At 46.5% G+C, this 24506-nt stretch carries 22 protein-coding genes; 18 read left to right on the forward strand and 4 right to left on the reverse strand.

Going from position 1 to position 24506, the window contains the following annotated elements:
- Window positions 1-18: 18 nt before the first annotated feature.
- The gene (locus ACQY6I_RS00410) at window positions 19-696 is read right to left on the reverse strand and encodes an ACP S-malonyltransferase (RefSeq protein WP_428239491.1); all 678 of its coding nucleotides are present in this window, start codon (window positions 694-696) and stop codon (window positions 19-21) included.
- On the opposite strand from ACQY6I_RS00410, the gene ACQY6I_RS00415 reads away from it, so the two are divergent.
- From ACQY6I_RS00415 to ACQY6I_RS00450, 8 genes are all read left to right on the forward strand, one after another.
- Window positions 683-6730 carry a beta-ketoacyl synthase N-terminal-like domain-containing protein gene (locus ACQY6I_RS00415; RefSeq protein ID WP_428239610.1) on the forward strand — a complete coding sequence of 2016 codons (6048 nt, stop codon included), beginning with the start codon at window positions 683-685 and terminating at the stop codon, window positions 6728-6730. The two genes, ACQY6I_RS00410 and ACQY6I_RS00415, sit on opposite strands and share 14 nt — an antisense overlap.
- 14 nt (window positions 6731-6744) lie before the next feature.
- A complete protein-coding gene (locus ACQY6I_RS00420) occupies window positions 6745-7863 on the forward strand; it encodes a MupA/Atu3671 family FMN-dependent luciferase-like monooxygenase (protein ID WP_428239492.1) in 1119 nt (372 codons plus the stop codon).
- Window positions 7860-8648 carry a thioesterase II family protein gene (locus ACQY6I_RS00425; protein ID WP_428239493.1) on the forward strand — a complete coding sequence of 263 codons (789 nt, stop codon included), beginning with the start codon at window positions 7860-7862 and terminating at the stop codon, window positions 8646-8648. The genes ACQY6I_RS00420 and ACQY6I_RS00425 overlap by 4 nt, the downstream gene beginning before the upstream one ends.
- Window positions 8649-8721: 73 nt before the next feature.
- Window positions 8722-9573 carry an ATP-binding cassette domain-containing protein gene (locus tag ACQY6I_RS00430; RefSeq protein WP_428239494.1) on the forward strand — a complete coding sequence of 284 codons (852 nt, stop codon included), beginning with the start codon at window positions 8722-8724 and terminating at the stop codon, window positions 9571-9573.
- A complete protein-coding gene (locus tag ACQY6I_RS00435; protein WP_428239495.1) occupies window positions 9570-10253 on the forward strand; it encodes a hypothetical protein in 684 nt (227 codons plus the stop codon). The genes ACQY6I_RS00430 and ACQY6I_RS00435 overlap by 4 nt, the downstream gene beginning before the upstream one ends.
- Window positions 10254-10255: 2 nt before the next feature.
- The gene (locus ACQY6I_RS00440; protein WP_428239496.1) at window positions 10256-10981 is read left to right on the forward strand and encodes a hypothetical protein; all 726 of its coding nucleotides are present in this window, start codon (window positions 10256-10258) and stop codon (window positions 10979-10981) included.
- 20 nt (window positions 10982-11001) lie between these two features.
- Complete coding sequence (locus ACQY6I_RS00445) at window positions 11002-12360, forward strand: PfaD family polyunsaturated fatty acid/polyketide biosynthesis protein (RefSeq protein ID WP_428239497.1); 1359 nt, start codon at window positions 11002-11004, stop codon at window positions 12358-12360.
- 5 nt (window positions 12361-12365) lie between these two features.
- Window positions 12366-12809 (forward strand): SRPBCC family protein, encoded by a 444-nt coding sequence (locus tag ACQY6I_RS00450; RefSeq protein WP_428239498.1) that lies wholly within the window; start codon window positions 12366-12368, stop codon window positions 12807-12809.
- A gap of 304 nt (window positions 12810-13113) precedes the next feature.
- On the opposite strand, the gene ACQY6I_RS00455 is transcribed toward ACQY6I_RS00450, so the two are convergent.
- The 3 genes from ACQY6I_RS00455 to ACQY6I_RS00465 all read right to left on the reverse strand — a co-directional run bounded on the left by ACQY6I_RS00455 (window position 13114) and on the right by ACQY6I_RS00465 (window position 14235).
- Complete coding sequence (locus tag ACQY6I_RS00455) at window positions 13114-13371, reverse strand: hypothetical protein (RefSeq protein ID WP_428239499.1); 258 nt, start codon at window positions 13369-13371, stop codon at window positions 13114-13116.
- A 15-nt stretch (window positions 13372-13386) separates the two neighbouring features.
- On the reverse strand, window positions 13387-13626 hold the full coding sequence (locus tag ACQY6I_RS00460; RefSeq protein ID WP_428239500.1) for a hypothetical protein: 240 nt from the start codon (window positions 13624-13626) through the stop codon (window positions 13387-13389).
- A gap of 150 nt (window positions 13627-13776) precedes the next feature.
- Window positions 13777-14235, reverse strand: coding sequence for a hypothetical protein (locus tag ACQY6I_RS00465; RefSeq protein WP_428239501.1), 459 nt, complete (start codon window positions 14233-14235; stop codon window positions 13777-13779).
- A gap of 171 nt (window positions 14236-14406) precedes the next feature.
- Between ACQY6I_RS00465 and ACQY6I_RS00470 the strand changes: the two genes are divergently transcribed.
- The 10 genes from ACQY6I_RS00470 to ACQY6I_RS00515 all read left to right on the forward strand — a co-directional run bounded on the left by ACQY6I_RS00470 (window position 14407) and on the right by ACQY6I_RS00515 (window position 23691).
- Window positions 14407-15054, forward strand: a complete 648-nt coding sequence (locus ACQY6I_RS00470; protein ID WP_428239502.1) for a hypothetical protein — start codon at window positions 14407-14409, stop codon at window positions 15052-15054.
- A gap of 286 nt (window positions 15055-15340) precedes the next feature.
- Window positions 15341-15628, forward strand: a complete 288-nt coding sequence (locus ACQY6I_RS00475) for a hypothetical protein (protein WP_428239503.1) — start codon at window positions 15341-15343, stop codon at window positions 15626-15628.
- Window positions 15629-15774: 146 nt separating this feature from the next.
- Window positions 15775-16233, forward strand: a complete 459-nt coding sequence (locus ACQY6I_RS00480; protein WP_428239504.1) for a hypothetical protein — start codon at window positions 15775-15777, stop codon at window positions 16231-16233.
- 817 nt (window positions 16234-17050) lie between these two features.
- Window positions 17051-17659 (forward strand): hypothetical protein, encoded by a 609-nt coding sequence (locus tag ACQY6I_RS00485; protein WP_428239505.1) that lies wholly within the window; start codon window positions 17051-17053, stop codon window positions 17657-17659.
- A gap of 13 nt (window positions 17660-17672) precedes the next feature.
- Window positions 17673-19160: a hypothetical protein gene (locus ACQY6I_RS00490; RefSeq protein ID WP_428239506.1), complete on the forward strand. Its 1488-nt coding sequence runs from the start codon at window positions 17673-17675 to the stop codon at window positions 19158-19160.
- 356 nt (window positions 19161-19516) lie between these two features.
- A complete protein-coding gene (locus ACQY6I_RS00495) occupies window positions 19517-20203 on the forward strand; it encodes a hypothetical protein (protein WP_428239507.1) in 687 nt (228 codons plus the stop codon).
- A 121-nt stretch (window positions 20204-20324) separates the two neighbouring features.
- Window positions 20325-21314: a ParA family protein gene (locus ACQY6I_RS00500; RefSeq protein ID WP_428239508.1), complete on the forward strand. Its 990-nt coding sequence runs from the start codon at window positions 20325-20327 to the stop codon at window positions 21312-21314.
- Window positions 21315-21406: 92 nt separating this feature from the next.
- The gene (locus tag ACQY6I_RS00505; RefSeq protein ID WP_428239509.1) at window positions 21407-22207 is read left to right on the forward strand and encodes a toll/interleukin-1 receptor domain-containing protein; all 801 of its coding nucleotides are present in this window, start codon (window positions 21407-21409) and stop codon (window positions 22205-22207) included.
- Window positions 22208-22401: 194 nt separating this feature from the next.
- On the forward strand, window positions 22402-23202 hold the full coding sequence (locus tag ACQY6I_RS00510) for a Shedu anti-phage system protein SduA domain-containing protein (protein ID WP_428239510.1): 801 nt from the start codon (window positions 22402-22404) through the stop codon (window positions 23200-23202).
- Between the two features lie 87 nt (window positions 23203-23289).
- Complete coding sequence (locus ACQY6I_RS00515) at window positions 23290-23691, forward strand: YunG family protein (protein ID WP_428239511.1); 402 nt, start codon at window positions 23290-23292, stop codon at window positions 23689-23691.
- Window positions 23692-24506 lie beyond the last annotated feature (815 nt).

Consider the following 24506-nt stretch of genomic DNA (forward strand, 5'->3'; position numbering starts at 1 on the left):
GAGCGGACAAAAAAGAGATCAGGCAATTGGATGGCTGGTCAGAGAATTTTGAATGCGAGTCACGATACCGGTTAATACCTTTCCAGGACCCAGTTCGCTCCAGCTTTCCGCTTTTGGCAGTACATATTCCATCGACTGCAGCCACAATACCGGACTGTAAACCTGTTTGACCAGCATATCAGCAACATCATCACTCGGTTTATATGGTTGACCGGTAAGATTGGCAATAACTTTTATTCGCGGTGATGACAACCGGTAGCGGGACAAAAATGCTGCCAACTGTTCCGCAGTGCTTTTCATATAGTGAGTATGAAAACAGGCACTGACTTTTAGTGGAATAACATGTTTGGCGCCAGCTGCACACAGGCTGTCCTGAAGTTTTTGGGAATCCTGACAATAACCAGCAATCACCGTCTGGGAATGATCGTTGTAGTTGGCAATGGTCAGTTGATCAAATGCTAGTCGATTCAATTGATCAATAATATCTTCTGGTAGCAGACCGACAATGGCAAACATGCTGCCGCCGGAAACTTCCGACATTAAACGTCCGCGTTCAGCCACAATCTCCAGACCACTCATAAAATCGAAACATCCTGCTGCGAATAATGCCACGTATTCACCGAGACTGTGACCGGCGAGATATTCAGGCACAACACCGGTTTCCTCGACATGACGAAGATAACTGAGTGCGCTCACGCAGGCCTTCTGGCAGCAGCTTTGTCAGGCCGGACCCATGGGGGGACCGATGCCGGCTGCCCGACGGAATTCTGAAGGTGGAATTTCTGCTGATCACAACAATGGTGACCACTACGCCACCTGGCTGACCCAGGTGGATGCGTTCGACAGCCTGTTTTTTGGTATTTCACCACGCGAGGCTCCGCAGCTTGATCCGCAACAGCGTCTGATGCTGGAGGTCTGCTGGCACGCGCTTGAAGATGGCGGTTATCACCCGGACACCCTGGCGGCTGGCAAAAATCACTTCGGTGGCCAGTCGGCGGTCGGCGTTTATATTGCCTCCATGTACCAGCACTATGGTCAACTGGCGGCCGGTTATTGGGCACAGGGAAAACCAGTGGCGGCGGAGTCCGGATTATGGGCTCTGGCTAACCGGGTGTCTCACAGTCTTGGTCTGACCGGGCCATCCATGGGCGTTGACAGTGCCTGTTCCGGGGCGTTGTCTGCCGTCAAACTGGCGTATGACGCCATCTGTTCCGGTGAGTGTGCGGCGGCCATTGCCGGAGGCGTTAATCTGATTCTGCATCCGGGTCATCATCAGGGGCTGCAACAGGCGCGCATGCTGGCAGACGGCATGGAATGTCATCCGTTTGATTCAAACGCTGACAGCGGCATGCTGACGGGAGAGGGGGCTGGTGCGGTATTACTGAAGCCCTATCAGCAAGCGGTTGCCGATGGTGATCATATTTATGGTGTCATTGTCGCTGCTGCCAGTAATTTTAAAGGCCAGACCCATGACGGTTTTGCCGCGCCCGACAGCACTGCCGAGTCTGCTCTTATGGGGCAGGCACTGGCGCGTGCAGGTATCGATATTGACCGGCTTGATTATCTCGAAGTATCTGCAACAGGAGTAGTGCGCGGCGATGCAGCGGAAAGCGAGGCCATTGCCCGTTTTGTCGATGTCAGCGGCAAGCGTACTCCGACCATGCTCGGTACGGTCAAGCGCCAGTATGGTCATCTGGAGGCAGCATCAGGCATGGCGCAGCTGAGCCGGGTATTGCTGCAGTTTGAACATCGCCAGTGGCTACCCAGCCCTGGTGCTCAGGTGCCGCCCGAGTTGGCGCAGCGACAGTGTCATTTCAATGATCGCTTGCGCGACTGGGAATATTCCGACCGTTCCCGTTATGCCGCAATCAATGCCTTCGCTGCGGGTGGCAGTAATGTCCATCTGATCCTGCGCAGTGAAACCGCGACCATGGCTAGCACGGGTCACCATGGCGATATCAACCGGGTGATTCCGTTGTCAGCGCGCAAACCGGAACAATTACAGGTGATGGTACAGCGCTTGTGCGAACGATTGCAGCGTCAGGATATCCAGGATATCGCCAAAGTCGCCTTTACCCTGCAACGGGGACGGCGTCCGTTTAAATATCGGGTATTGTTTGTAGCCGGCTCTGTCGGCGAGCTATTACGACAGGCCGAAACATGGTTATCGCAAAAACAATCTGCACCGGCTGATGTTTCGGCATTGAACGGATCACTGCAAGCGGATGCTCAACAATGGCTGGCAGGGGCTGACGTGGATTGGCTACGGCATTATTCCGGTTCTGTACCCGGGGTACTACCGTTACCAGGCTATCCATTTGCCCGGCAGTCCTATTGGTTAACACCGGAAACGTCTGTGCCGAGTGAATCGGTGCAGAGTCACGGTCGGCCATCACACTCAGAACCTGTTCTTTCAACCTCTCAACAAGCGAGTCCCATGGTGAACGCAGCAGATCAATCCCGTATTACCCGGACAATCATGACCCTGATTGCCGAACAACAGAGTATTCCGCTGGCTGAGATTGAGCCGGATGGGCGATTTGAGGAATTTGGTTTTGATTCCATTTCCTATGTCGAACTGGCGGAGAAACTACAACAGGCGTTGCAGGTGAACGTGGATGCCACGGTGTTTTATCAATGCACTAATATTCCGCAACTGAGCCGTTGGCTGGCAGATCAGCAACCTGGCCAGGAGACTGTTACGCAGCCACAGCCGACTACTGCAGAGACGACTAAGTCACCTGCCGCAGAGGTATCCTCTGTGTCTGTACCGGCACAACACCAGGCCGATGAACGGGATATTGCCATCATCGGTATGTCGGGCAGATTTCCCGGCAGTGAGGACCTTGAAGCCTTCTGGCAGCACCTGCTCAGTGGTGATACGTTGGTGACCACCATCCCTGACAGTCGTTTTGATGCCAGTGGCATCCGGGTGGACGAAACCGGCACCACTTATAACAGCGGTGGCTTTTTGGATCATATCGATCAGTTCGATAATGATTTCTTCCAGATTTCCCCGCGTGAAGCGCGGTTGATGGACCCACAGCACCGGTTGATGCTGCAAACCGTTTATCAGGTAATCGCCGACGCCGGTTATCATCATAAGCAACTGGCGGGCAGTGATACCGGGATCTTTGTCGGTGTTGGTGCCAACAGCTATGGTCAACTGCTGCTGGACTGTGGCGAAGAGGTGGATGGCCTGCTGGCGACCGGCAATGTGCACAGTGTGTTGGTCAACCGTATTTCGTTTCTGCTGGATATCAATGGCCCGAGTGAGCCGGTCAACACGGCCTGTTCGAGTTCGCTGGTGGCCGTACATCGGGCGGTTCAGGCGATTCGCAGCGGTGAGTGTCAATCGGCCCTGGTGGGTGGAGTTAATCTGATTCTGGATTCCACCGGTCATGAGGCATTTGCCAAGAGCGGCATGCTGTCGGCCAGTGGCGAATGCCATACTTTCGATGCCCGCGCCGACGGTTATACCCGGGGTGAGGGGTGTGCAGCGTTGTGGCTGAAGCCCTTATCGCAGGCGCTGGCAGACGGAGACCACGTTTATGCCTGCATCAAAGGCAGCGCTGTTGGCCATGGTGGTCGGGCCACCTCACTGACGGCCCCCAATCAACATGCCCAGGCCCGAGTTATCCATCAGGCGTTGCAGGATGCCCGCACCACCGCCGATCAAATCAGCTACATCGAAACCCATGGCACCGGCACCGCGCTGGGGGATCCGGTCGAGATTAATGCGTTGAAACATGTATTTGGTGACAGCGATCAGCCTTGTGCCATTGGCGCGGTCAAAACCAATATCGGTCACCTTGAAACGGCCGCCGGCATCGCCGGGCTGATTAAAACCGTGCTGTGTCTGCAACATCAGCTGATTCCAGCTATTAGTGGCCTGGAGGAGATCAATCCGCTAGTGGACGTAAGCCGTTCGTCGTTGTATCTCAACCAGTCTCTGACGCACTGGCGTACCGCGCCAGGGCTGGCACGTACAGCGGGTATCAGTTCATTCGGGTTTGGTGGTGTTAATGCCCATGTCATCGTGACGGAAGCGCCAGTGCAGGACATCCCCGAACACAGTGTCTTTGAAGGTCCGTGCATTGCCACGTTCAGCGCGTTGTCGGACACCCGGTTACGGAATTTTGTGCAACGCTTCAGGACATGGTTGAGTCATCAACAACAGATTCGGCTGGCGGATGTCTGCTTCACTCTGCAAAGTGCCCGTAGCCAGGATCCTTGCCGGCTCGCCTGTGTCGTCAGCGATGTGCATGAACTAATGGCAGCGATGGACAGCTATCTGCAGGGCCGGCACGATGCTGCCGGGGTGTATGTCAGTGGTACTGATCAGGCCACCTTGAATCGGTTGCTGGATCCGGCTGATTTGAATTCTGTTGTCGATAATGTGGTACGGCAGCAGAACTGGGATAAGCTGGCGCGTTTGTGGGTCAGTCAGGTCCCGGTTACGTTGCCGTGTCAGAACGATGGCCGACGTATCTCCATCCCGGCGGTGCCGTTTGACGAGAAATCCTATTGGCCGGGCACGGCCGGCAAGCAGAACATTACCGGTCACCAGAACAATATCGGTAAACCGGACAGTACCGCTGCTCCGGTAACGGTTGAGCCAGCCCGGCAAAGTGCGCCCGAAGTCGCTGCGCCGGTACCTGTGCCCGCTGTGGAATCCAGGCAGCCGGCTCCTGCAGTTGCAAGTGTTACCGTTGCGCCGACTGAGCCAACGGCGACGGTGGTCATGACGACAGAACCGGAACCGGCATCACCGCTGAGTTTCCGGCAGCAGATTGAACAACAGCTGAGTACCATTATCCGCGATGCGCTGGATATCAGCAGTGATGCCATGAGTGGGGATAAGCCATTTCCAGAATATGGCATCGATTCCATCATTGGCCTGCGCATAATGCAGAAGGTACAGCAGCATTATGGTGACAATATTGCCATGTCGGCGATTATCGAAGAGCCGACGATAGAGCGTTTGAGCACTTACATCGAACAACATACTGCGGTCGAGGCTGACCGCTCAGCAGCGCCCACAGTGGCCGGTAAACGTCAAAGCGTCAACGTCAGGTTGACGCGTTTCGGCACATCCGCCAGTAACACCGCATGGTTATTTTTACCCGATATCAGTGGCGAACTGACCTGGGCTCTGAACTGGATGAACCATTCCCAGGATGTACAGATGTTCGGGTTGGAGTGGCATCTCAATGATCGTCCTGGTTCTGTGACGGAGCTGTTCGCAGAGATCGTGAATAGTGTCGCAGTGGTAGAGGTTGAGGAGCTGGTGATTCTCACCAAAGGCCATATGGCCGGTTTTTCTGTCGGTCTGGCGCAGACCATTCAGCAAAAGCTGAACAGTGCCATTCACCTGAAATTCATTGATCCCAAAAACATTTCTGGATTGCAGCAGACTGCATATCTGGCGGAACTGGCCACTACCTGCTCCGTGGTTTGGAATGGCAGTCTGAATGAACAGCTGGCTACCCTGAAGGAGGCGCAGTTGATTCACGAAATTCAGCGGATGGCTGAAGACGTGATGCCGCGAACCGCTTTCGATGGCTGGTTTGATAGTCTGATGACCACTGTTGAGTTGTTGCTGCCGTTGTTACAACAGTATCAGCCACCCGTCTGGGTTAATGCCCATGACAGCGAGATCGTGCTGTCTTACGAGGCTGAGGAAATTAATCTCGCCAAGGTGCTGGTGCCACCGGCCATCGTGCTGCGGCTAAATACCACAGAATGTTTGAGCATGCTGGCGGTGGAGCAGTATCAGCAGATCTACACGGTTCAGCCGCCATCCCAGCAACACGATTTTCCGCTGGTATACGTAAACCGCGAAGGCGCACAAACGCCGACATTCTGGGTGCATACTTTATTTGGTGATGTGTCTTTCACTCTGAATCTGGCTCACCATTTGGGCAAGGCCTGTCCGGTGTTTGGAATCGAACAGTTTACCGTGGAAGGTGAGTTGCACCTGCTGCCGACCATTGAACAGATGGCGTCTCACTACATTGAAAGCATACAGACCGAACGTCCTGAAGGACCATATATCATTGGCGGTTATTCCTTTGGCGGAGTGGTGGCCTATGAAATGTGCCGACAGCTCACGGCACAGGGAAAAAACGTGGAAAAACTTATCCTGATTGATTCGTTTATGCCGAATACCGATACCTTTAATGCCATCGATATTTCCAACGTGGAAGTGGACAATTTTGATGTCATGGCTCTGTTGCTGGTTGCCAATAATTTTGGTCGTCGCTTCAAGATCGATGCCGAACTGAAATTGGAGCATGTGGATGGCATGCCCCTGAATAAACAGATCGATGTGGTGAGTCGCTTCCTGCAGACCGGCAAAACCAATCTGAATTATCACGAAATTTACCAACTGGTGGAAAACAACTACAACACCATTTTGACCAACAATGATGCGTTATTGTCCTATCAACCGAAGCCGTTGGCGGATTCCGTCGAGGTACTGATGTTCCATGCCACACAAGGGTTTATTGCCAAAGACAATATCTATGGCATGCCAGAGGTACGCATCAATGTCGAGGACCGCGCCAATGGGTTTACGCCGTACGTGAACGGCAGCATGAATATCATTGATGTGGAGGCAGATCATTATTCCATCTGCCATGACCGCAAACTGATCGAAATTTCCAAAAACATACTGGATGACATTGCAGAAGTTCGTTCTGCGCGGTCTTCCGGTCAAAACCGATAAACGAGGAGTCGACGATGGAATTCAGTGGATTTGTGTTCTCGGCCGAAGACAGCTTTTCTGTGCAGCAGCGGTATCGTTTTATTACCGATGCCGCACGTTACTTAGATGAACATGGTTACCAGGCGTTGTGGACACCAGAACGTCACTTTCAGGAATTTGGCGGCTCCTTTCCCAATCCTTCGGTGCTGTCTGCCGCGCTGGCGCAGGCAACCACCCGGCTGCATCTGCGTTCCGGCTGCGTGGTGTTACCGCATCATCATCCGGTACGAGTGGCAGAGGAGTGGGCCATGGTGGATCAGCTGTCCAATGGCCGTACCGGTGTCGGGATTGCCTCTGGCTGGCATAAACGTGATTTTGTGTTCTTTCCGGAAAACTACCAGGACCGCAAAGCCATCACTTTGCAGGGAATTGCCGATCTGCGACGCTTATGGGCCGGGGAGGCCATGGAGTTTAAAGGTGTAGATGGAGAAATGACTCAAGTGACGGTGCATCCACGGCCGATACAGACCGAGATACCGATATGGCTGGTATCCAGCTCCAGCCCCGAAGTCTGGAAAGATGCCGGACGCCTGGGATTGAATATCCTGTCCTTATTGAACAACTGGGAAGCGCTGGAGAGCAATATCGTCGCTTACCGGCAGGCGAGGGCAGAGGCCGGCCTTGATCCGGCCACCGGCATCGTGACCACAGCGGTGCATACGTTTGTGGGTGACAGTAATGCCGAGGTTAAAGCATTGGTGGAAAAACCGATGAAGCAGTATCTGTCTGAATTCGTCAAAGCCACCAACGATGACAAAAGTATCAGTGGTAATCAGGCGCGGGTGGTCAGCAGTGAGGAAAAAGAAATCCTGTTGCAGGCTGTATTTGACGATATGTTTGAAAAGCGGGCCATGTTTGGCACCGTGGACAAATGTGTTGAGTTTGCCCGTCGGCTGCAAAACGTCGGCACCGATGAGGTGGCCTGCTTTATCGATTTTGGTCTGGATTTCGATCAGGTACTCGCAGCCCTGCCAAAACTGGACGAAGTCAAAGCTGTATTTAACAGCGATCAGCCGGCCGCGCCAGCACAACCCGTGCGGCAACCGAAACATCCGCTTTCCTGGTATTACCAGCGGGAATCTCTGGGCGTATGAGTAGCGGAAAAACGATGCGTAACCGCTTTTTCCGGTTGCAGTCGAACGATCATGCAGCCGCGCGGTTATTGATGTTTCCATTTGCCGGTGGCAGTGCAGCAGCCTATCAGCCCCTGCTAAAACGTATGCCGGATGACTTGGATGTGCTGGTGTATCAGATGCCGGGTCATGGCACCCGGTTTTCTGAGCCTTTGTGTCAGTCGGTGGCCGAGTTGATCGAAGACATCTGTGAGTACCTGCCGTTGCTGACCGAGAAACCCCTGTATCTGTTCGGTCATAGTCTGGGAGGCAGAGTGGCTCATGCTCTGTGCCGGCGGTTGCAGGTGCTTAAACAGATGTTGCCACGTATGGTCATTATGTCGGCCAGCCGTCCGCCGGATATTGCCAATCACAACCCTATGTCACATCTGCCAGACCGGGAGTTTTTGCAACGTCTGAAAATTTACGATGGTATTCCCGCAGAGATTCTAGAGAATGAGGCAATGATGGAGCTGTTTCTACCAGCCATCAAAACCGACATGCGTATTTTTGAGTCGTATCAGTGTGAGCCGGAGCGGCCATTAATGATGCCTGTTGTGATATGGGGCGGAGCGGATGACAGTTATTCACCGTTACAGGACGTGGTCGGCTGGAATCGTTTCTTTGCAATTCAGAAAGAGTTCAGGTCCTGGCCAGGAGGGCACTTTTATATTAACCAATCTGTTGATGCTGTCGCGAAAGGTATTGTCACTCATGTTCGTGATTCAATGGAACGATACTCGATGGTCAGAGGTCAGGCGTTATAACATCTGGTTATGGCGCAAAGGGGCTGGATACAGACCATCATTTATTCAAATTACCTAACGGACAGCTAACTTAATGATATCAGTAAAAGATTTACGTTTTTCCTATCAGACAGGACAGGCAGAGGTTTTGAAATCCTTGAGTTTTGATATTTCCAAAGGCGAAATTTTTGGTTTTCTTGGGCCTTCCGGTTCTGGCAAAAGCACCACCCAGAAGATCCTTTGCGGACTGCTTAAAGGGTATCAGGGCGAGGTAAAAATTCATGACAAAGAAGTCTATGACTGGGGGCGTAACCTCTACGAAAAAATCGGTGTGGGCTTTGAATTGCCCAATCACTATGAGTCGCTGACCGCGCTGGAAAACCTGCGCTTGTTTGCAGCCATGTATGCAACCTCTAATTCACCGGAATATCTGCTTGAACGGGTCGGGCTGCTGGAAGATAAGGACAAACGGGTTTCGAGTTATTCCAAAGGCATGAAAATGCGCCTTAATTTTGCCCGTTCGTTGTTGGGCAAACCAGATCTGCTGTTCCTCGATGAACCCACCTCCGGACTTGATCCAACCAACAGCATGAAGCTCAAGGAATACATTAAAGAACTGCGGGAACAAGGCGTTACCATTTTTATCACTACCCACAACATGCACGATGCCGAGGAATTGTGTGACACCGTGGGTTTCATCGCCGGCGGCGAGATCCGCAATATCGATTCCCCGTATCAGATGAAACAGCAGTACGGTAAAGGTCAGGTGGAAGTGACGTATAAAGAGCGGGACAGTGTGCGTAAACAAGTGTTCGATCTGACCGATATCGGTCACAACGCAGATTTCGCTGAATTGCTGAAACAGCATGATATTCAGACCATCCACAGTCTGGAGGCTAGCCTTGAACAGGTATTCATCGAACTGACAGGAGTACGTCTGACATGAATCAGTGGCTTGCTCTGTCAAAAGCTGAAATTCTGTTCCAGGCACGCTCGGGTTTTCTGGTGGTGGCGGCCATTGTGACCGTACTCTGGTTCAGCGTTTTGGCGTTTATCCCGCAAAGTTATTCCATAAAAGTTCTGGGGTTGGTGTTGTCCATGGATGTGGCCTCCGTGGCGTTATTATTCTGTATGGGGCTGCACCTGCTTGAAAACCGTCAGAAAGTGCTGTGGGCATTCGGCGTGACGCCGCTTCAGTTTGTGGTCAAGATATGGACCCGGGTGATTCTGATTTGTCTGGTGACCACCATTATCAGCTGCCTGATTGTGATGCTGTATGTGCCGTGGACAGAACTACTGAAGCTGTTGTTCATCTGCGCTTTGAACTCTGCCATTTATGCCATCATCGGCTACCTGCTGGTCATCTATGCGCCCAATGTTAGTCGGCTCATCGTTCGTATCGGTTTGGTGAGTCCATTATGGTTAATGCCATATATTTCTTATTTCGAGTTTTATTACCATCCGCTGTTTTATCTGATGCCAACGTTCGGGCTGACCATGATGTTCTCCGACAATGCGCAGTATGGCGGCATATCCATCGTGAATATGGTCACATCAGGATTCTGGCTGGCAGTATTTTATGTGTGGTTGCGCTATGCCTATCCAAAAGTAATGACGGGGAACTAATCATGGTGATCACACAGATTTTTAAAACCGATGCAAAGCGCATCGTCAGCGACTCCTTTATGGTGTTCATGTACATCGCGCCCTGGGTGACGGCATTAATCGTCAAAGCTGCCTGGGTCTATAGCGGACAGCATTATCCAGATATCTCACTACAACAATACGCCTGGATCACAACCCTGGCCATCGCCTTGCTGACCCCCATGAACATGGGCATCGTATTGGGGTTTCAGTTGTTGGAGGAAAAAGAGCAGGGCGTCTTTCGGGCCATTGCCGTAACGCCGTTGAATAATGATCGTTATCTCTATTACCGTTTTGCCATCACCGCCATCATCGCCATCGTGATGACATATTTTGTCCATGAGCTGCTGGGGCTGGTATCTATGAATGCCTTCAATCTGTTTCTGCTGGTGTGTGTGGCGGCCTGGCAGATTCCGTTACAGGCACTCATGATTGCCGGTATCGCCCGCAATACCCTGGAAGGATTTGCGATGATGAAAAGCACGGGTTTCATGCTGCTGGTGCCGATGCTGGTACTGTATTTTTTTGCTGCGAGCAAACTCAGTTGGATTGCCGGTGTTTTTCCGTTTTTCTGGGTTATCAAAGCCTATCAATACGGGCTGGCTGAACAAACAACTTCATTCATGATCTGTCTGGCGACCGGTCTGGTGTATTCCTGGGTGATCTGTTGGGCGTTGTTAAAACGCTACAGATCCAATGCGTTGAAATAACTGTTAAAGGAAGGGGTTTTATGAATTCGCGCGAGCGGTTTATTCATTTGGGTAGTAAGGAATTTCTTCGTGATTATCGGGTCCGGCATCCGTATGTGGCCGGCGCCATGTATAAAGGCATTGCTTCGGCCGATCTGGTCATAGCCATGGCCCGTCAGGGCTTGCTGAGTTTTCTGGGAACCGGCGGGATGAAGTTTGACGAAGTGGAGCGCAGCATCGTTAAAATCAAACAGGCTGCCGGCGCGGATAAGCCGTTTGGGATGAATATGCTCAGCAATTTTGAAGAACCGGAAAAAGAAACCGCGCTAATACAGTTGTACCTCAAACATGGTATTACCGTGATTGAAGCGGCGTCATACATCAGTATTTCTGAAGCGCTGGTGTATTACCGAGTGGCCGGTTTGACTGATGGCCCGAATGGAAAACCGCACTGCCGTAACAGAATCATTGCCAAAGTCTCACGGCCCGAAGTGGCTTCCCGTTTTGTATCGCCACCGCCGAAAGAGAAAGTCGAATCCCTGTTGCAACAGGGACTGATCACTCCCGCTCAGGCGCAATTGGCTGCACACGTTCCCATGGCGGATGACATCTGTGTGGAATCCGATTCCGGTGGCCATACCGATCAGGGGGTGATGACGGTACTGTTCCCCGCAATTCGTTTGTTGGCGAACGAATATAACCGTCGTTTTGAATATCCGTGCCCGGTCAGGGTAGGGGCCGCCGGTGGTCTCGGAACCCCTCATGCGCTGGCCGCCGCGTTTATGCTGGGGGCTGACTTCGTCGTAACCGGCAGCATCAACCAATGTACCGTGGAAGCCGGTGTCAGTGAGGATGTTAAGAACATGCTCGAAAAAGCCCAGCCCCAGGATATGGCCATCGTTCCTGCCGGTGACATGTTCGAACTGGGTGCCAAAGTTCAGGTTCTGAAAAAAGGCACACTGTTCCATGTTCGGGCCAATAAACTGTACGAGCTGTATCGAAATTATGATGCCATCGACAGTATTCCAGCAGAGGTTATCAGCAAACTGGAAGAGCAGATCTTTGCCCGCAAAATCAGCGAGATCTGGGCAGAAACAGAAGCCTTCTACCGCCGTCACCGGCCACAGGAAATCACCAAAGCCGCCAGCTCTCCAAAACACAAAATGGCACTGATTTTTAAATGGTACTTCGTGCACGGCACCCGCATGGCATTGCGGGGAGAACAATCCCAGCGGGTCAATTATCAGGTTCAAAGTGGTCCTGCCCTGGGCGCGTTTAACCAATGGGTAAAGGGAACTGCACTGGAATCGTGGCGCAACCGGCATGTTGCAGATATCGCACATAAACTCATGCAAGGCGCTCAGGATCATGTTAACCAGTTTCTACTGACAGAGGTGTAAGTTTAATGCGACGTGAAGTCAGAACAGAGATCGAAATCGATACCTCAATTCAGGACGTTTGGAAAGTGCTGACCGATTTCGACACCTATCATCAGTGGAATCCATTCCTGACGCGCATCCAGGGAAACCTCCAAGTGGGCAACGAACTGCACATCAGCGTGACATTCCCGAACCAGGATTCAATGAACTTCAAAGCCAGTGTTGTTGCCGTAGAAGAAGGCAACAACATCCGCTGGTTTGGCAAATTCCTGTTGAAAAGCATCTTCTCCGGCACCCATTCGCTGGAACTGGAAAGCATCTCAGAACACCGCTGCCGATTGATCAACCGCGAAGAATATGGCGGATTCCTGATCAGATTCATGTGGGCAAAACTGGCACAGAATGCCGCCGACGGATTTATGCAAATGAACCAGGGTCTGAAACGGTTTTGTGAGCACAAAGGGGCCTGATTTATTGGCATGGGTAAATGATTTATAGCGGCAGATAACCAACTGGACCGCTTTTCTGAATCAGACAAGTGATATGACAAATACTATTTTATATTCAGGGGAAGAAACCTGAGTATAGGACAGGGATGTTCAGTTAAAGTAATTACAGACAACTCAAAATTCCATTCGAAATCAGCTGCACAGAAAAACCCATCAAGTTTTGACTCGCATAATGCATGAAACTGAAAAAATCCCAGGGGAATTCTGAAAAAAAGGCGGCCATTTCGAATACTACTTTTCAGGCAGCGGACAAACATTTACCTCGCTAATCGCCCCGATTTTTAACACACTCCACAGCGGCCCGAACGTCCCTTGTACGGCGACTCATATTAGTAATCAGACTCAACAGCATGTAGCCGATCTGAACCCGGTATTTATTGCCGGATGATAACAAAATTGAGCTGATCACTTCGTAATGTTTAAGGGTGGACAGCATTTTATCAAGCTGATATTCAATCGTGTTAATACGGGCTTGAACTGCTTTTTCTGAGCATGTACCGATGGATGGTTTTGATGACCCCATTCAGGTGAATTGCGGTTACTTGAGGTTTCCCAAGTCGGAATAAATACCGTCCATCCTGATGCTCAGATAATCCAAAAATCCATACGCCGCTCGGGCAATATTGGCGGTGGTTTCATCGTCGGATTCAGCCAGTTCCAGCGCAATCGCCTGACCACCGTTAATCGTGGCGATCATGACGCTCAGATCCTGACGGATCAGCTCTAATTGGGGAGAATTCACTATGGTAGGAAAATTAGGGGATAGTTCTGTCATCATGGCATATGACTCCTCTATGATTGTATGGTGTTTGCCCCCTCACAGGGATTCATATTGCTTTTGGGGGCAGATCGACGAGGTCCAGGAACAGCCGCCTACACAAACGCGGCCCGGCCGAAGCCAGCCCGCCGACCTGCCATAACAAATGAATCACTTGCTCCAACGCCCTGATGATTCACAAGCCAGGCAACGATTAATTTCTTCAACAGTTTTATGTTGATGAAAATAACCATCCACTATCCAGTTATCACCTTTGACGATAACTCTTTCTTGTTCTCTATTTTGAAATGAAATTAACAAGTAAGGATCGAGCATATAACTACCATTGAAGCAAATCATTCGATCCCTTAATAACGAAACCTCATCAACCAAATCAACAGACAATCCACTATTTTCCATATCATCAATCGTTTTAATAATGGCCAAAGCATCTGTTTTCATTAATGAGTCAGAAACAGTAACCAGCCTCTTAAAAAAAGAAGCCAAATCCAAGAGAACCGATTTTGCATTATATGTATATGCGTCACTTCCTATCTTCTGACTTTCAATCACAAAGAAACACTTTCCATCCTCTAAAGTTCCATCAAGTTCTACTGATATATTGGCCATACTTGTTCCCCCCCCCAAAAAAATAGAATTGCTACCAGCTACCAGCTACCAGCTACCAGCTAAAAAACCAGATATTTTCTTTCTGACCCAGCAATTTTTTAGATGTCCTTTTTGTGCTCCGCCGTATAATTATGATAGAACTCTGACAAATACAATTCTTTAGGTATCCATATGAATCGATTACTCACCATAGCAACAGTCTTATGTATTTCAGCTTGTACTTCTCTACCCGACACTGAGATCCGAGCGCCAGGTCCAGCGTTTGAGAAGCACTACATCAGCACGGACAGCAAAATATGGGTGTCCAGTGAGTATAAACGCCTTAAAGTTGCATCTGAGCAGGTGCATGTATTTGTAGAAGAGTTTCGGCCATGGGTTCCCGACTATTATGTCATCGTCAACGAAGCCCCCGATAAAAACAAACTCAGCCTGCTCAATTCCCGCAACGATGGCTGGTCATTTCATGACGCCACCAGGGAAGTTTTGGGAGGGATTACATTCTCTGTCCGTTCCGGCTCATATGACTTACTGCAATCAGACGATGGTGGCTACCTGAATTTGATCGATGGGACCAGATACAATGCCCCCCGATGCGGATACGTAAAACATTATGAAGCGATCCATACAATACCGTTGACGGTAGATTTTATCGACATGGTCAGCTGCGGCAATCTACAGTCGGAAATCAGTATGTACCGTGACCAGAATAAAATGGATAAACAACTGCGCGAAATAATGAAGAACTACATCAACGGATTTCCCAAACGAATTGAAACAGTTAACCGCAAAGTAGCGACGGCATTCGGGATTGACGGTTAATCAGCGGGCCATAAAAGAATATCCATAAAGTTCATAAACAGCATGTATAAAATAACTCCTGTTTTATGTAATGAAGGCCACAAATCATCGAGCTTTTGAGGCTCAGTATCCGGATATTCGGCGAGTGAAATTGACAGAAATGGGGGAGGTGCCTATGTTGATATAAGCTGAGGATACTGAGTGAGTTTGGCGGTTCAGGAAAAAGCGTCTTCTGGGTATTTTATCTGATGACGTGGGATAACTGTTAGGCTTGAGTTTCGACCAAAATTAAAAAGGCACAATTGCAATGAGCTCAGATAGAAAAACCGTAGTTGTTACTCCCCGCACAGGAGTGGACCTGGATATATTGTCCAGCTCAAAAGGGCCGTTACATATACCATGCGGTAATATTGGGCCTTTAATCGCTCGCTCGGTCAAAGATGGTGGAGGAAAAGCTTACATCTCTTTATCTGACTTAAAGATAGCTACTGATACTCAATCGGGAGTAGAAGCAATTTTTGATCACTTCGAACTTACAGATAAAAATACCTTAAAACCGTTAATCCATCATCTAATTGGGCAATATTACAAATAAATGCAAGTAAAGCCTAACAATTTGCAGCACTTGGTGCAGTGGCCTTTGCAGCCTGTAGTGCATTCGTTCCACTCATTTTTGCATGGCAATCCAATCTAAACACTGCGTAAGTATGCGAGGCATCAATCTATGGAGGACAATTATTAGTGCTGAATTTTCTTCTAGGGGTAATTTCAAGTCTAGTTGCAACACTTATCTATATTGTAACTGTTAAGTGGATCGTACCAAGCTTCATAAATAAGTTTTTATACGATGGTATTACTATTTCTGGGTCTTGGGATGTGTATGAATTACAAGACTATAAAAAAGTAAAGTCTGGAAGATTAGAGTTAGAGCAAAAAGGCCGAATTGTTACCGGTACAAGTATAAGAAAAGTGACTAGAGATGGTAAGGAGTCAAATCGTAAGTTTATTTATCATGGTTCTATATCAGGCCATCAGCTCACCCTAATGTTTGAGGATGCTAATGGGAAAGGATTTGACACCGGTTCTTATATCTTTATTGTTGAAAACAATTTAAAGAAAATGGTTGGCAGGAATACATTTCATGGAAAGCGTGAGAACGAAATTGTTTCCGAGAAAAGGTTTCTGGTAAAAGCATTATGAAAAATGCCTAACAATAACATTATGTTCGCGGCTATGCCGCAGAATGCATTATATGTAGGCGTTAAGCATCCAATAACACTGCTTCACAGCTAAACACAAATTTGCTTCTTATATGAAGTTAATACCGACAGCTAAGCTCACAGAAATAAAAATCCAAGAGGTTCCTTTTTGTTGGGGGAGATTGGCGCCTAATTGTGATTTTGGCCCTGAGGATAATCAGGATTTAGTGAAGCTGATTCATGTACGAGTGGAACTGAATTTAAAGTAGTTGTCACAGAAGAAGCACAAACTAAGAAAGATGTAGCAACTTACAGGGCGAAGTCAAAATTGAAGTTCATGTATGAGCTGATCGGTGAGTCACATCTTTTTGACTGGGTTTCACTCTGAATGCTTAACAAGTTTGTAAACCTCAGCCCAAAAACCTGCAATTCGCGCAGTGGGCTTAGTCCGGTGGAAATTGTGATTTAGAGTTCAGCAGTTTCCCCGTCATGCCAATTCTAACAATACAAAGCTGTGGACCACTGTCGTGTCCGAAGTTTTAGACGTTAGAATTACAAAATCCTCCCAAAGTACGAGATATTGGATCGACAAAAAATCCCTCCATAAGCTATTTTTCAGTATGCGTATTTGCCAATCACAAATTGGATGTAAGTGAACAAAAATGACAAAAAAACGTTGGCAATTGTTATTTAGAGTTTAGCGGTTTTCTGGTCATGCTAATTCTAACAATACAAAGCTGCAGACTACTGTCGTGTCCGCAGCTTTAGGCATTATTTTCTGCGGAGTACTTCGTAGCTAAATCAAAAGGAGACATTTTATGAGTTTTTGGAAAGTCTTAGGTGGAGCGGCTGCTGGTGTTGCATGTGTTGTAGCGCTACCTGTCGCTGGGCCTGTTGGTGCGATTACAGCTGTTGGAGCAGCTATTGCTGCTGGTGCTGGTGCAGCGGCTGGAGGTGTAGCTTCTGCTTTAGATGATAGCGAAGAGCGAGCGGAAAGAAGAGGTGCACGACGAGAAGCGGTAAAATGTGACCGAAAATATGAAAAACTTGCATCTGCATTTGAGGAAGCTGAAAGCAGAATTAGTAAAACAGAAGATTACTTTAATCTACTCATTGCTATGGAAGCAGTTGGGCTTGCTTGTGCGGTTTGCGATGGTGAGATAGCACCAGAGGAGCGCCAGGAAATAGACGAATTCATTGCAGGTATCGCGTCGAGTAAATTGCCTTCTCATATCAAATCTAAAATTGAAAAAATGGCTATTAATCCACCAAATATAAAAACTGCATTCGAGCTTAGTCAAAAAGTTGGCTTAGATTCATATGCCCTATTTGATGAAATTATTGCAGTGGTGATGCATGCGGATGGACGCATCCATGAAAAGGAAAAAGCATTTCAACAGGCGTGGAATGAATTAGTCGTAGCCTAATAAAGGAATTATCATGAATAGTAGATCGGAACGGTTTAAAAAACGCCAGTTAACTCGAAAAAATTATTCCAATAAAAGTCATATTAAAGAAATGGCAACCTCTGACTTGGCTAAGCAGTTGCTATCAGAGGAGGTGGATCATAGGTTTATTGAGGAGTTTTTTAAAACAGAACGTCCGGTTTACGATCTGGAAGTATCAGGCTCAGAGGTAACCAAATCACTGGAACTTCTTGATGAAAAATTCAGTAAGGATAAATACGATATCCTATTTGAATCCAGCAAGGAGGTCTTAATCGATCAATTACTTAGCCCACTTAAACTAAGTCGTTCAGATCTTAGCGATTTGGATAGAGAATTTATCTATGATCGTGATAACTATACAAAATCTCCGAAGAGTGTAGGAGGAGAAGGTGATTCATTTAGGACCCAGCGAGAAAAGCTAAAAAAAGAGTCAATGACTCACGATGGAAAAATTCAAGATACATACACTGGGGAATTTCATCATGCTTCTGAAATGGATCTGGATCACATTAAATCACTAAATAATTTCCATGATAGCGGTGGTTTTATGCTTTCTGATTCAGAAAAGAGACAATTTGCTGCCGATTCAGATAACCACGGGTTTACTAACCAGGCTATTAATCGTTCAAAAAGGGAAAAAGACCTCAAAGAATTTTCTGAGACAAATGAGAAGTTAGATAAGAGAAGAACAAATGCTGCTCATGCTAGAGCGGAAAAGGCCGCTGAAAAGTATGTTCCATCAGGAAAAGTTGAAAAGACAGTATTTGTAGCGCAAAAAGCTGCTCAAGATGGTATCAAAGTTGGAGCTAACCAAGGGTTGCAGCAAGCTCTAGGCAAGCTCTTAGCTGAATTAATTTCTGCCACTTTTGCAGAGGTGAAAGATGTTTTAGCGAATGGATTTAAAAATGGAGAATACAATATCGATTGGATCGAAGCCTTAAAAATAAGAATGAATAATGTGAAGAAAAAGCTACTTGAAAAGTGGAAAAATGTCGCCAGTGCTTTTGCTTCCGGTGCTCTTTCTGGCTTTGTTTCAGCTATTGTAACAGCGTTACTTAATATGTTTGTTAGAACAGGAAAAAACGTAGTTCGCCTTATTCGAGAAGGGTTCTTATCTTTATCTAAGGCTATCAAAACTCTCATACTTCCACCCGAAGGGCTTTCCATTAAAGAAGCTGCTCATGAAGCAACTAAAGTGTTAGCAACAGGAGTGGTTGTCACTGGTGGTATTATGACAGGAGAGTCAATTTCTGCTATGTTAAACGGTATTCCTTTTGCCGATACTATTTCAATGGTTCTAGCTGGGATGATTTCTGGGCTGGGATCTCTTTTCGTCGTGTTTATGCTGGATAAGTTAGACCTTTTTGGCGTGAATGAAAAAGAAAGGCATGAGTTTATTATGGGGAAGCTGGAGTCTAGAATTACGCTAAATATTGAAAGATCTGAAGCCGTTATTGAAAGGCTTGGACTGACTTATTGAGAAAGAGCACATACAAGACTGTCAAGTTCAATCCGGCTGCAGAAAGCCAGCTACGCGGGATATGCGACGCGTTGATTCACACGCCCCTTACCTTGCGTTAGAATTGTTTCCTCACTTTGTAAGTGAGCATTCCGTGGTACCGGCAAACCTGGGACTGTGCACAGGTAAAATCAGGTGGCATTTAACTCCAGTCGTTGGGTGCCAGGTAATCAGGAATTGGCTAAGTCCGGCGGTAATTGTGATTTAAAGTTCAGCAATTTCCCTGTCATGCCAGTTCTAACAATACAAATCTGCGGACCACTGTCGTGTCGGCAGTTTTAGGCGTTATATCTAAATTGTACCCAAGGAAAAGTCTTATGAGTGGAGATGCTCAAACTGAATTTGATATAACTGGAACTACATTTCCAAAAATGAAAAACTCAATAAGTGGATCTGAGGAAAGGTTTTGGTTTATAAAAGATGAGTTTGTTGCTGCTTCTGAACTGCTCCTAATAGAAGGCCGAATGTTTTCCTCAATTGGCGCAATGCGCTCAGGTGAACGATGGGTAGTTTCTGGAACCGAAGTAACTAAATACCAAATTTCAGCATTTATGGGGTTGCTTAGGCAATTTTATATGCGGCAAGAATGTTTAAGTATCTACTCTTTCAGTAATTACTTAGCTGCAAACATTGAAAACAAGTGTGTGAAAATGTTCTTTGAGTTCATGGCAAATAGTTGGGAAGAAAGTCTTAAGCATAAGGTTTACCTATATGATACTTATGAAGGTAGCATCGAGACTAGCAAGCAACTTGTAGATACGGTTCTTTATTCTGGACTATTTCACTCTCAAGAAAAATATAAAAAGAAGTACTTGAAGTTACTGGAATCCATAGATGAAAGCCTGATACTAATGCATGCATACAATTCATTGCATTGTAGTTTTCATTTGAATCAAATTAGTAGGGCTATTAGGAATCTAAGTCCAACAAATATGAAGATTATGCTGCCTGATCACTTAAGACATAAATGGGATGATAACTGTCCTTACAAGGTAATTGAGTAAAGCTAGATATAACAAATTGTAGCGCGCAGCCCGTTCCGGGCTTTGGACTCAAAACTCACTGGCGTTCGTTTTTCGCCAGTGTACAAAGACGTTATACGGCAAAAGATGATACGGAGTAATCATGAAGATAATTAGTATTTTTAATAATAAAGGTGGAGTAGGAAAGACAACCTACATGTATCACATTGGCCACCTTCTAGAAAAACAAGGAAAAACCGTTCTTCTGGTCGATCTCGATAGTCAATGTAATTTGTCGTCCTACGCACTGTCAGATAGCGAATTAAAGAAAAGCTGGAACACTGAACGAGGAAATAGTATTTGGAATGCTATTGAACTTGTATATGAAGGCTTGGGAGACGTTAGACAGAGGCAACCAACTTTAGTTAAAAAAGATTATCCGAACCTATACATTGTTCCGGGTGATGTTTTGTTGAGCAACTTTGAAGATTCTTTGGGTGATACATGGAGTAGCGCTAAGGGGGGTGCTGCACCGGCGTTACGTGTTCAATCTGCTATATATCGTTATATCAAATGGGCCGCGGAGAAAATCAACGCTGACGTAGTGATGTTGGATTTGGGGCCAAATCTTGGTGCGTTAAATCGATCAGTGTTAGCCGCAAGTGATTATTTTATTGTTCCAATGTCTCCTGACCTATTCTCTATTCGGGGTACTAAAAACCTGGGTGAGAAATTAGCTGTTTGGAGAAAAGATTGGGATCAATGTAATGTCGCATCGACATCCACTATTGATCTTCCGAAAGGTGCTCCAACATTTCTTGGTTATGTTATGCAGCAGCATAATGTTCGTAGAAATGCAGAAGGGATGACGAGAGGTTGGTCTATTTTCGGAAGTCAAATAGAAAGCGCAGTAAAAGAAAATATTATCGATGTTCTTGAGCCTCTACGACAGGTGCATGACTGGGGAGATAACAATTGGAACATTGGAAAAATTCCAAATTTACATAGCTTAGTGCCATATTCGCTTGAAGCTAAAAAGCCAGTATTTGACTGTACATCGAGAGATGGATTGAACGGGGCGCATATCACAACAGCGAGAAATTCATCCCAGCATTTTCAGCCAATCGTAAATAAATTGATGAGCGTGATATAGCCGTATAACAAGGTCATGAAATTTACCTCAATACGCTACGCTTCTTTCGGAAATTTATAACAGCGTTAGGTCTTTAAGGAGGCAATGAACAAATGGGGCAATCAGTACTCGTATTTATCAGCCATTCATCTGAAGACAAAGAATCATTGATTGAACCCATTGTTCAAGATCTTGAAGACTGTTACATAAATGTATGGATTGATAAAAGGAAAATAGTACCGGGAGACAACCTAAGAAAATCAATTTTTCGAGATGGATTGGATAAAGCTGATGTGGCATTAATCTTCTTTACTCAGAAATCCCTACAGTCATCATGGGTCGATAGAGAAATCAAGCATGTTTTACGAGAAGAAAGCAAGAAAGGAAATAATTTCGACTTAAGCAAAATCATATCAATATTTGATTCACAAGAAACATATACCCAAATAAGTGAGCGGTATCCAGAACTCACAGATGATCTTCTTCATTTAATGCCAACGGGCTACACGAAGATTCAACTCGGACAGCTAGTTTCTGCAATCTGGTCGAAATATCTTTCCTTGCAAGGTGGCGATGTTGAAACACAGCGTCAATTACTGTCCAAGGAAAAAGAGATATTCCAAAAGGAAAAGGAAATACAAGTATTAAAACAAAAGCTGTTATCCAAATCTGGCAACAATGACGATAGTGAGTTTGAACAAATAATCAGCTCTGGCAAGCTCAATGAATTCATCAAGCATAAATCGAGAATATTAACTGGTCCCTACATAAAAGCAGAAACACCAGGTGTTATGGAGGCTAGAGCATTCGGCATCTTAGAGCCAAACCCAAGGAATCCGAGTCTTTATTTTCTCTCGGCAAAAGGGGTGAATTTTTTCAAATGGCTTTTGTTGAATGAGAATGTACAGCCCTAACAATGCCGTAAACTCGGACGCGTTTTTTCGACCGCGCTTTAGGTAAAATTTCGAAGAAAGTTAAGGATGAAAGCTATGAATAGAATTCACGTAGAAGCGCATTTGGAAGGTCGTATTTTGTTCAATTTTAGAAGATGTGAAAATCTCAGAATTTTTCTACAGCCTCGTTAGGCTGCTATCAGACAGAGGTTAAAATGCACGATTGGTCAAAATTAAATGATGTGAAACGATCTGTCCTTAATCAGATTATTTTCAAGTGGGAAAATTTGATAAATGACACTAAAAGTACAGAGCACGATGTTCATCAATTTATTAGTGATCATGCCAGTCTGTTTTTTGACAATCCTGATGCCCCTGTCGTCTCTCGACTAAAACTAGGAGATGACTATATCACTGACTTAGTTGTTATGAGAGACAATGAGAGTTATGGATTTCTATACGAGCTAATTGAGCTTGAGTCTCCAAATGACAAAATGTTTACCTCAAAAGGTATTCAGACGTCTGCGCTTACAGAAGCGCTTCAACAGATAGAAGACTGGAAAAGGTGGATCGGTGACAACCTTTCCAAAGCAAAAGAAATATTCCCATCTAAGGCTTTTCATTCAACTCACAAGCCTCAACTAAAGTATACAATTATTATCGGCAGGCGTGATGAAGTGCTACTAAACAATGAAAAGAGATTACAAAAATCACATGACTATGGAGTAGAGATACGTAGCTATGATTATCTTACTTCAAGAATTAAAAACCTGAAGGTCGTTAATTTTCCATGCTTTGAAGTTCCTATAAATGACTGGGAAAACGACATTTCTGAAGAAGAATTAAATATATTGATTAGCCCCTTTAGAAAATGTCTACCTTATGCGAGATGGAAAAGAATTGTTAAATCTAAGAAATTTTATACGTCTCATATGGCAGGGTGGAATTGGAAGAATTTTATAAGTAATACGCCAATAAATGAAGATGTGCTCCATGAATTCGAGAACGCACTCTAACAAATCAATCAATGACTCTTCACGAATGGAGCTCCCTTTGGTTGGCCCATTATTGAGGTGTTAGCTAAGGAACTGAAAGTAGTACGTATGAAACCAAGCCCAGATGATGTATTAAAAGCGCTTCAGGACAGCTGGTCTTTAGAAAGCACTGAGGAGCCAGAAAATTGGACTCCATCCAATCCAAGTCGAGGGCAATGTGGAATTTCCTCGCTAATAATTAACGACTATTTTGGTGGTAAATTAGTCCTATGGAAGGTATTTGTGGGTGAAGATCAAGTTGGCTTTCATTATTCAAACGAGTTACCCGATGGTACGCCATTTGATTCGACCGGCGATCAATTCTGGGAAAGTGAAGAGCTTAAAGAACCTTCAGCTTTCGTAAGGCCTGATAAATCGCCGAAAAACGGAGCTGAACGTTACAAAGCACTAGCAAAGCTCGTAAGAAAGAAGCTGGAAAGCTACAGTTTTGGTGCTGAAATCACTACCTAACAGGCTCTAGCATGCAACCCGTCCCGGGGGTTGGATTCAAAATTCACTGGCGTTCGTTTTTCGCCCGTGTACAAGGGCGTTAACTTCCCACTTGAAGTGTTCGTAAGGCCTCTAATCGAGGAACATTTATGCCAGGAAAAACACGTAGTAAAAGTCCGCGTCCAGAACGTCCTGATTACGGAAAGGGAAGAACTCCAACAGCATATTCAGTTATGTCCGGTACGCCAGAAGGCCGTTAAAAGGTGAACCGAAAATGGAAAAGCCGTCCGCAACCCCTCAAGGCCCACATACTGATTCTCGTTCCCTTTAATGCGGAATGGTTACGTTTTAATCTGAGTAAGGAACAGGAATGGGAGCAAAGACATGGATGATTGTCTATTCAGATGATCAATCATCAAGTGTTGTGTTTTTTGTGGTGATTAAACTCTATCAAATACTAAAAAGATTTTTTATGCCTGTAAGAAATATTTATCAATAATATCAATGGGTTATGTGTTTATGGATGGGCACTAACTAGGGAACATACCAGTGCCTCTTAACGGGCCATCGGTCACCGCAGAGATTCTCAGGTAGAAGACCAGGCTAGTGCCATTGCAAACCCAAACCCAAGCGCTGTACTCATTCTATAGAGCAAGGTAGAAATGGATTAGGCGATGGCAGCCTGAATCTGTTATCTGCTTACACTGTTCCGGTGACCTTCTGATACTGCATGTATCCGGCAAACTCACTGTTCCTTACAACATTTCGCCGCGCTGGAACACAGCAACGGCTGTTTGCCGGCAGGATTGAACCGGGCCTCATTATATAAGCTGCCG

Origin of the sequence: Gynuella sp. (assembly GCF_050297175.1) — a bacterium.
In the GTDB taxonomy this organism is placed as follows: Bacteria; Pseudomonadota; Gammaproteobacteria; order Pseudomonadales; family Natronospirillaceae; genus Gynuella.

Excerpts from the sequence above, each read along its gene's own strand:
- ACQY6I_RS00420 (WP_428239492.1), top strand. The coding sequence starts at position 6,745 with ATGGAATTCAGTGGATTTGTGTTCTCGGCCGAAGACAGCTTTTCTGTG.
- ACQY6I_RS00425 (WP_428239493.1), top strand. The coding sequence starts at position 7,860 with ATGAGTAGCGGAAAAACGATGCGTAACCGCTTTTTCCGGTTGCAGTCG.
- ACQY6I_RS00430 (WP_428239494.1), top strand. The coding sequence starts at position 8,722 with ATGATATCAGTAAAAGATTTACGTTTTTCCTATCAGACAGGACAGGCA.
- ACQY6I_RS00435 (WP_428239495.1), top strand. The coding sequence starts at position 9,570 with ATGAATCAGTGGCTTGCTCTGTCAAAAGCTGAAATTCTGTTCCAGGCA.
- ACQY6I_RS00440 (WP_428239496.1), top strand. The coding sequence starts at position 10,256 with ATGGTGATCACACAGATTTTTAAAACCGATGCAAAGCGCATCGTCAGC.
- ACQY6I_RS00445 (WP_428239497.1), top strand. The coding sequence starts at position 11,002 with ATGAATTCGCGCGAGCGGTTTATTCATTTGGGTAGTAAGGAATTTCTT.
- ACQY6I_RS00450 (WP_428239498.1), top strand. The coding sequence starts at position 12,366 with ATGCGACGTGAAGTCAGAACAGAGATCGAAATCGATACCTCAATTCAG.
- ACQY6I_RS00455 (WP_428239499.1), bottom strand. The coding sequence starts at position 13,371 with ATGGGGTCATCAAAACCATCCATCGGTACATGCTCAGAAAAAGCAGTT.
- ACQY6I_RS00460 (WP_428239500.1), bottom strand. The coding sequence starts at position 13,626 with ATGATGACAGAACTATCCCCTAATTTTCCTACCATAGTGAATTCTCCC.
- ACQY6I_RS00465 (WP_428239501.1), bottom strand. The coding sequence starts at position 14,235 with ATGGCCAATATATCAGTAGAACTTGATGGAACTTTAGAGGATGGAAAG.
- ACQY6I_RS00470 (WP_428239502.1), top strand. The coding sequence starts at position 14,407 with ATGAATCGATTACTCACCATAGCAACAGTCTTATGTATTTCAGCTTGT.
- ACQY6I_RS00475 (WP_428239503.1), top strand. The coding sequence starts at position 15,341 with ATGAGCTCAGATAGAAAAACCGTAGTTGTTACTCCCCGCACAGGAGTG.
- ACQY6I_RS00485 (WP_428239505.1), top strand. The coding sequence starts at position 17,051 with ATGAGTTTTTGGAAAGTCTTAGGTGGAGCGGCTGCTGGTGTTGCATGT.
- ACQY6I_RS00490 (WP_428239506.1), top strand. The coding sequence starts at position 17,673 with ATGAATAGTAGATCGGAACGGTTTAAAAAACGCCAGTTAACTCGAAAA.
- ACQY6I_RS00495 (WP_428239507.1), top strand. The coding sequence starts at position 19,517 with ATGAGTGGAGATGCTCAAACTGAATTTGATATAACTGGAACTACATTT.
- ACQY6I_RS00500 (WP_428239508.1), top strand. The coding sequence starts at position 20,325 with ATGAAGATAATTAGTATTTTTAATAATAAAGGTGGAGTAGGAAAGACA.
- ACQY6I_RS00505 (WP_428239509.1), top strand. The coding sequence starts at position 21,407 with ATGGGGCAATCAGTACTCGTATTTATCAGCCATTCATCTGAAGACAAA.
- ACQY6I_RS00510 (WP_428239510.1), top strand. The coding sequence starts at position 22,402 with ATGCACGATTGGTCAAAATTAAATGATGTGAAACGATCTGTCCTTAAT.
- ACQY6I_RS00515 (WP_428239511.1), top strand. The coding sequence starts at position 23,290 with ATGAAACCAAGCCCAGATGATGTATTAAAAGCGCTTCAGGACAGCTGG.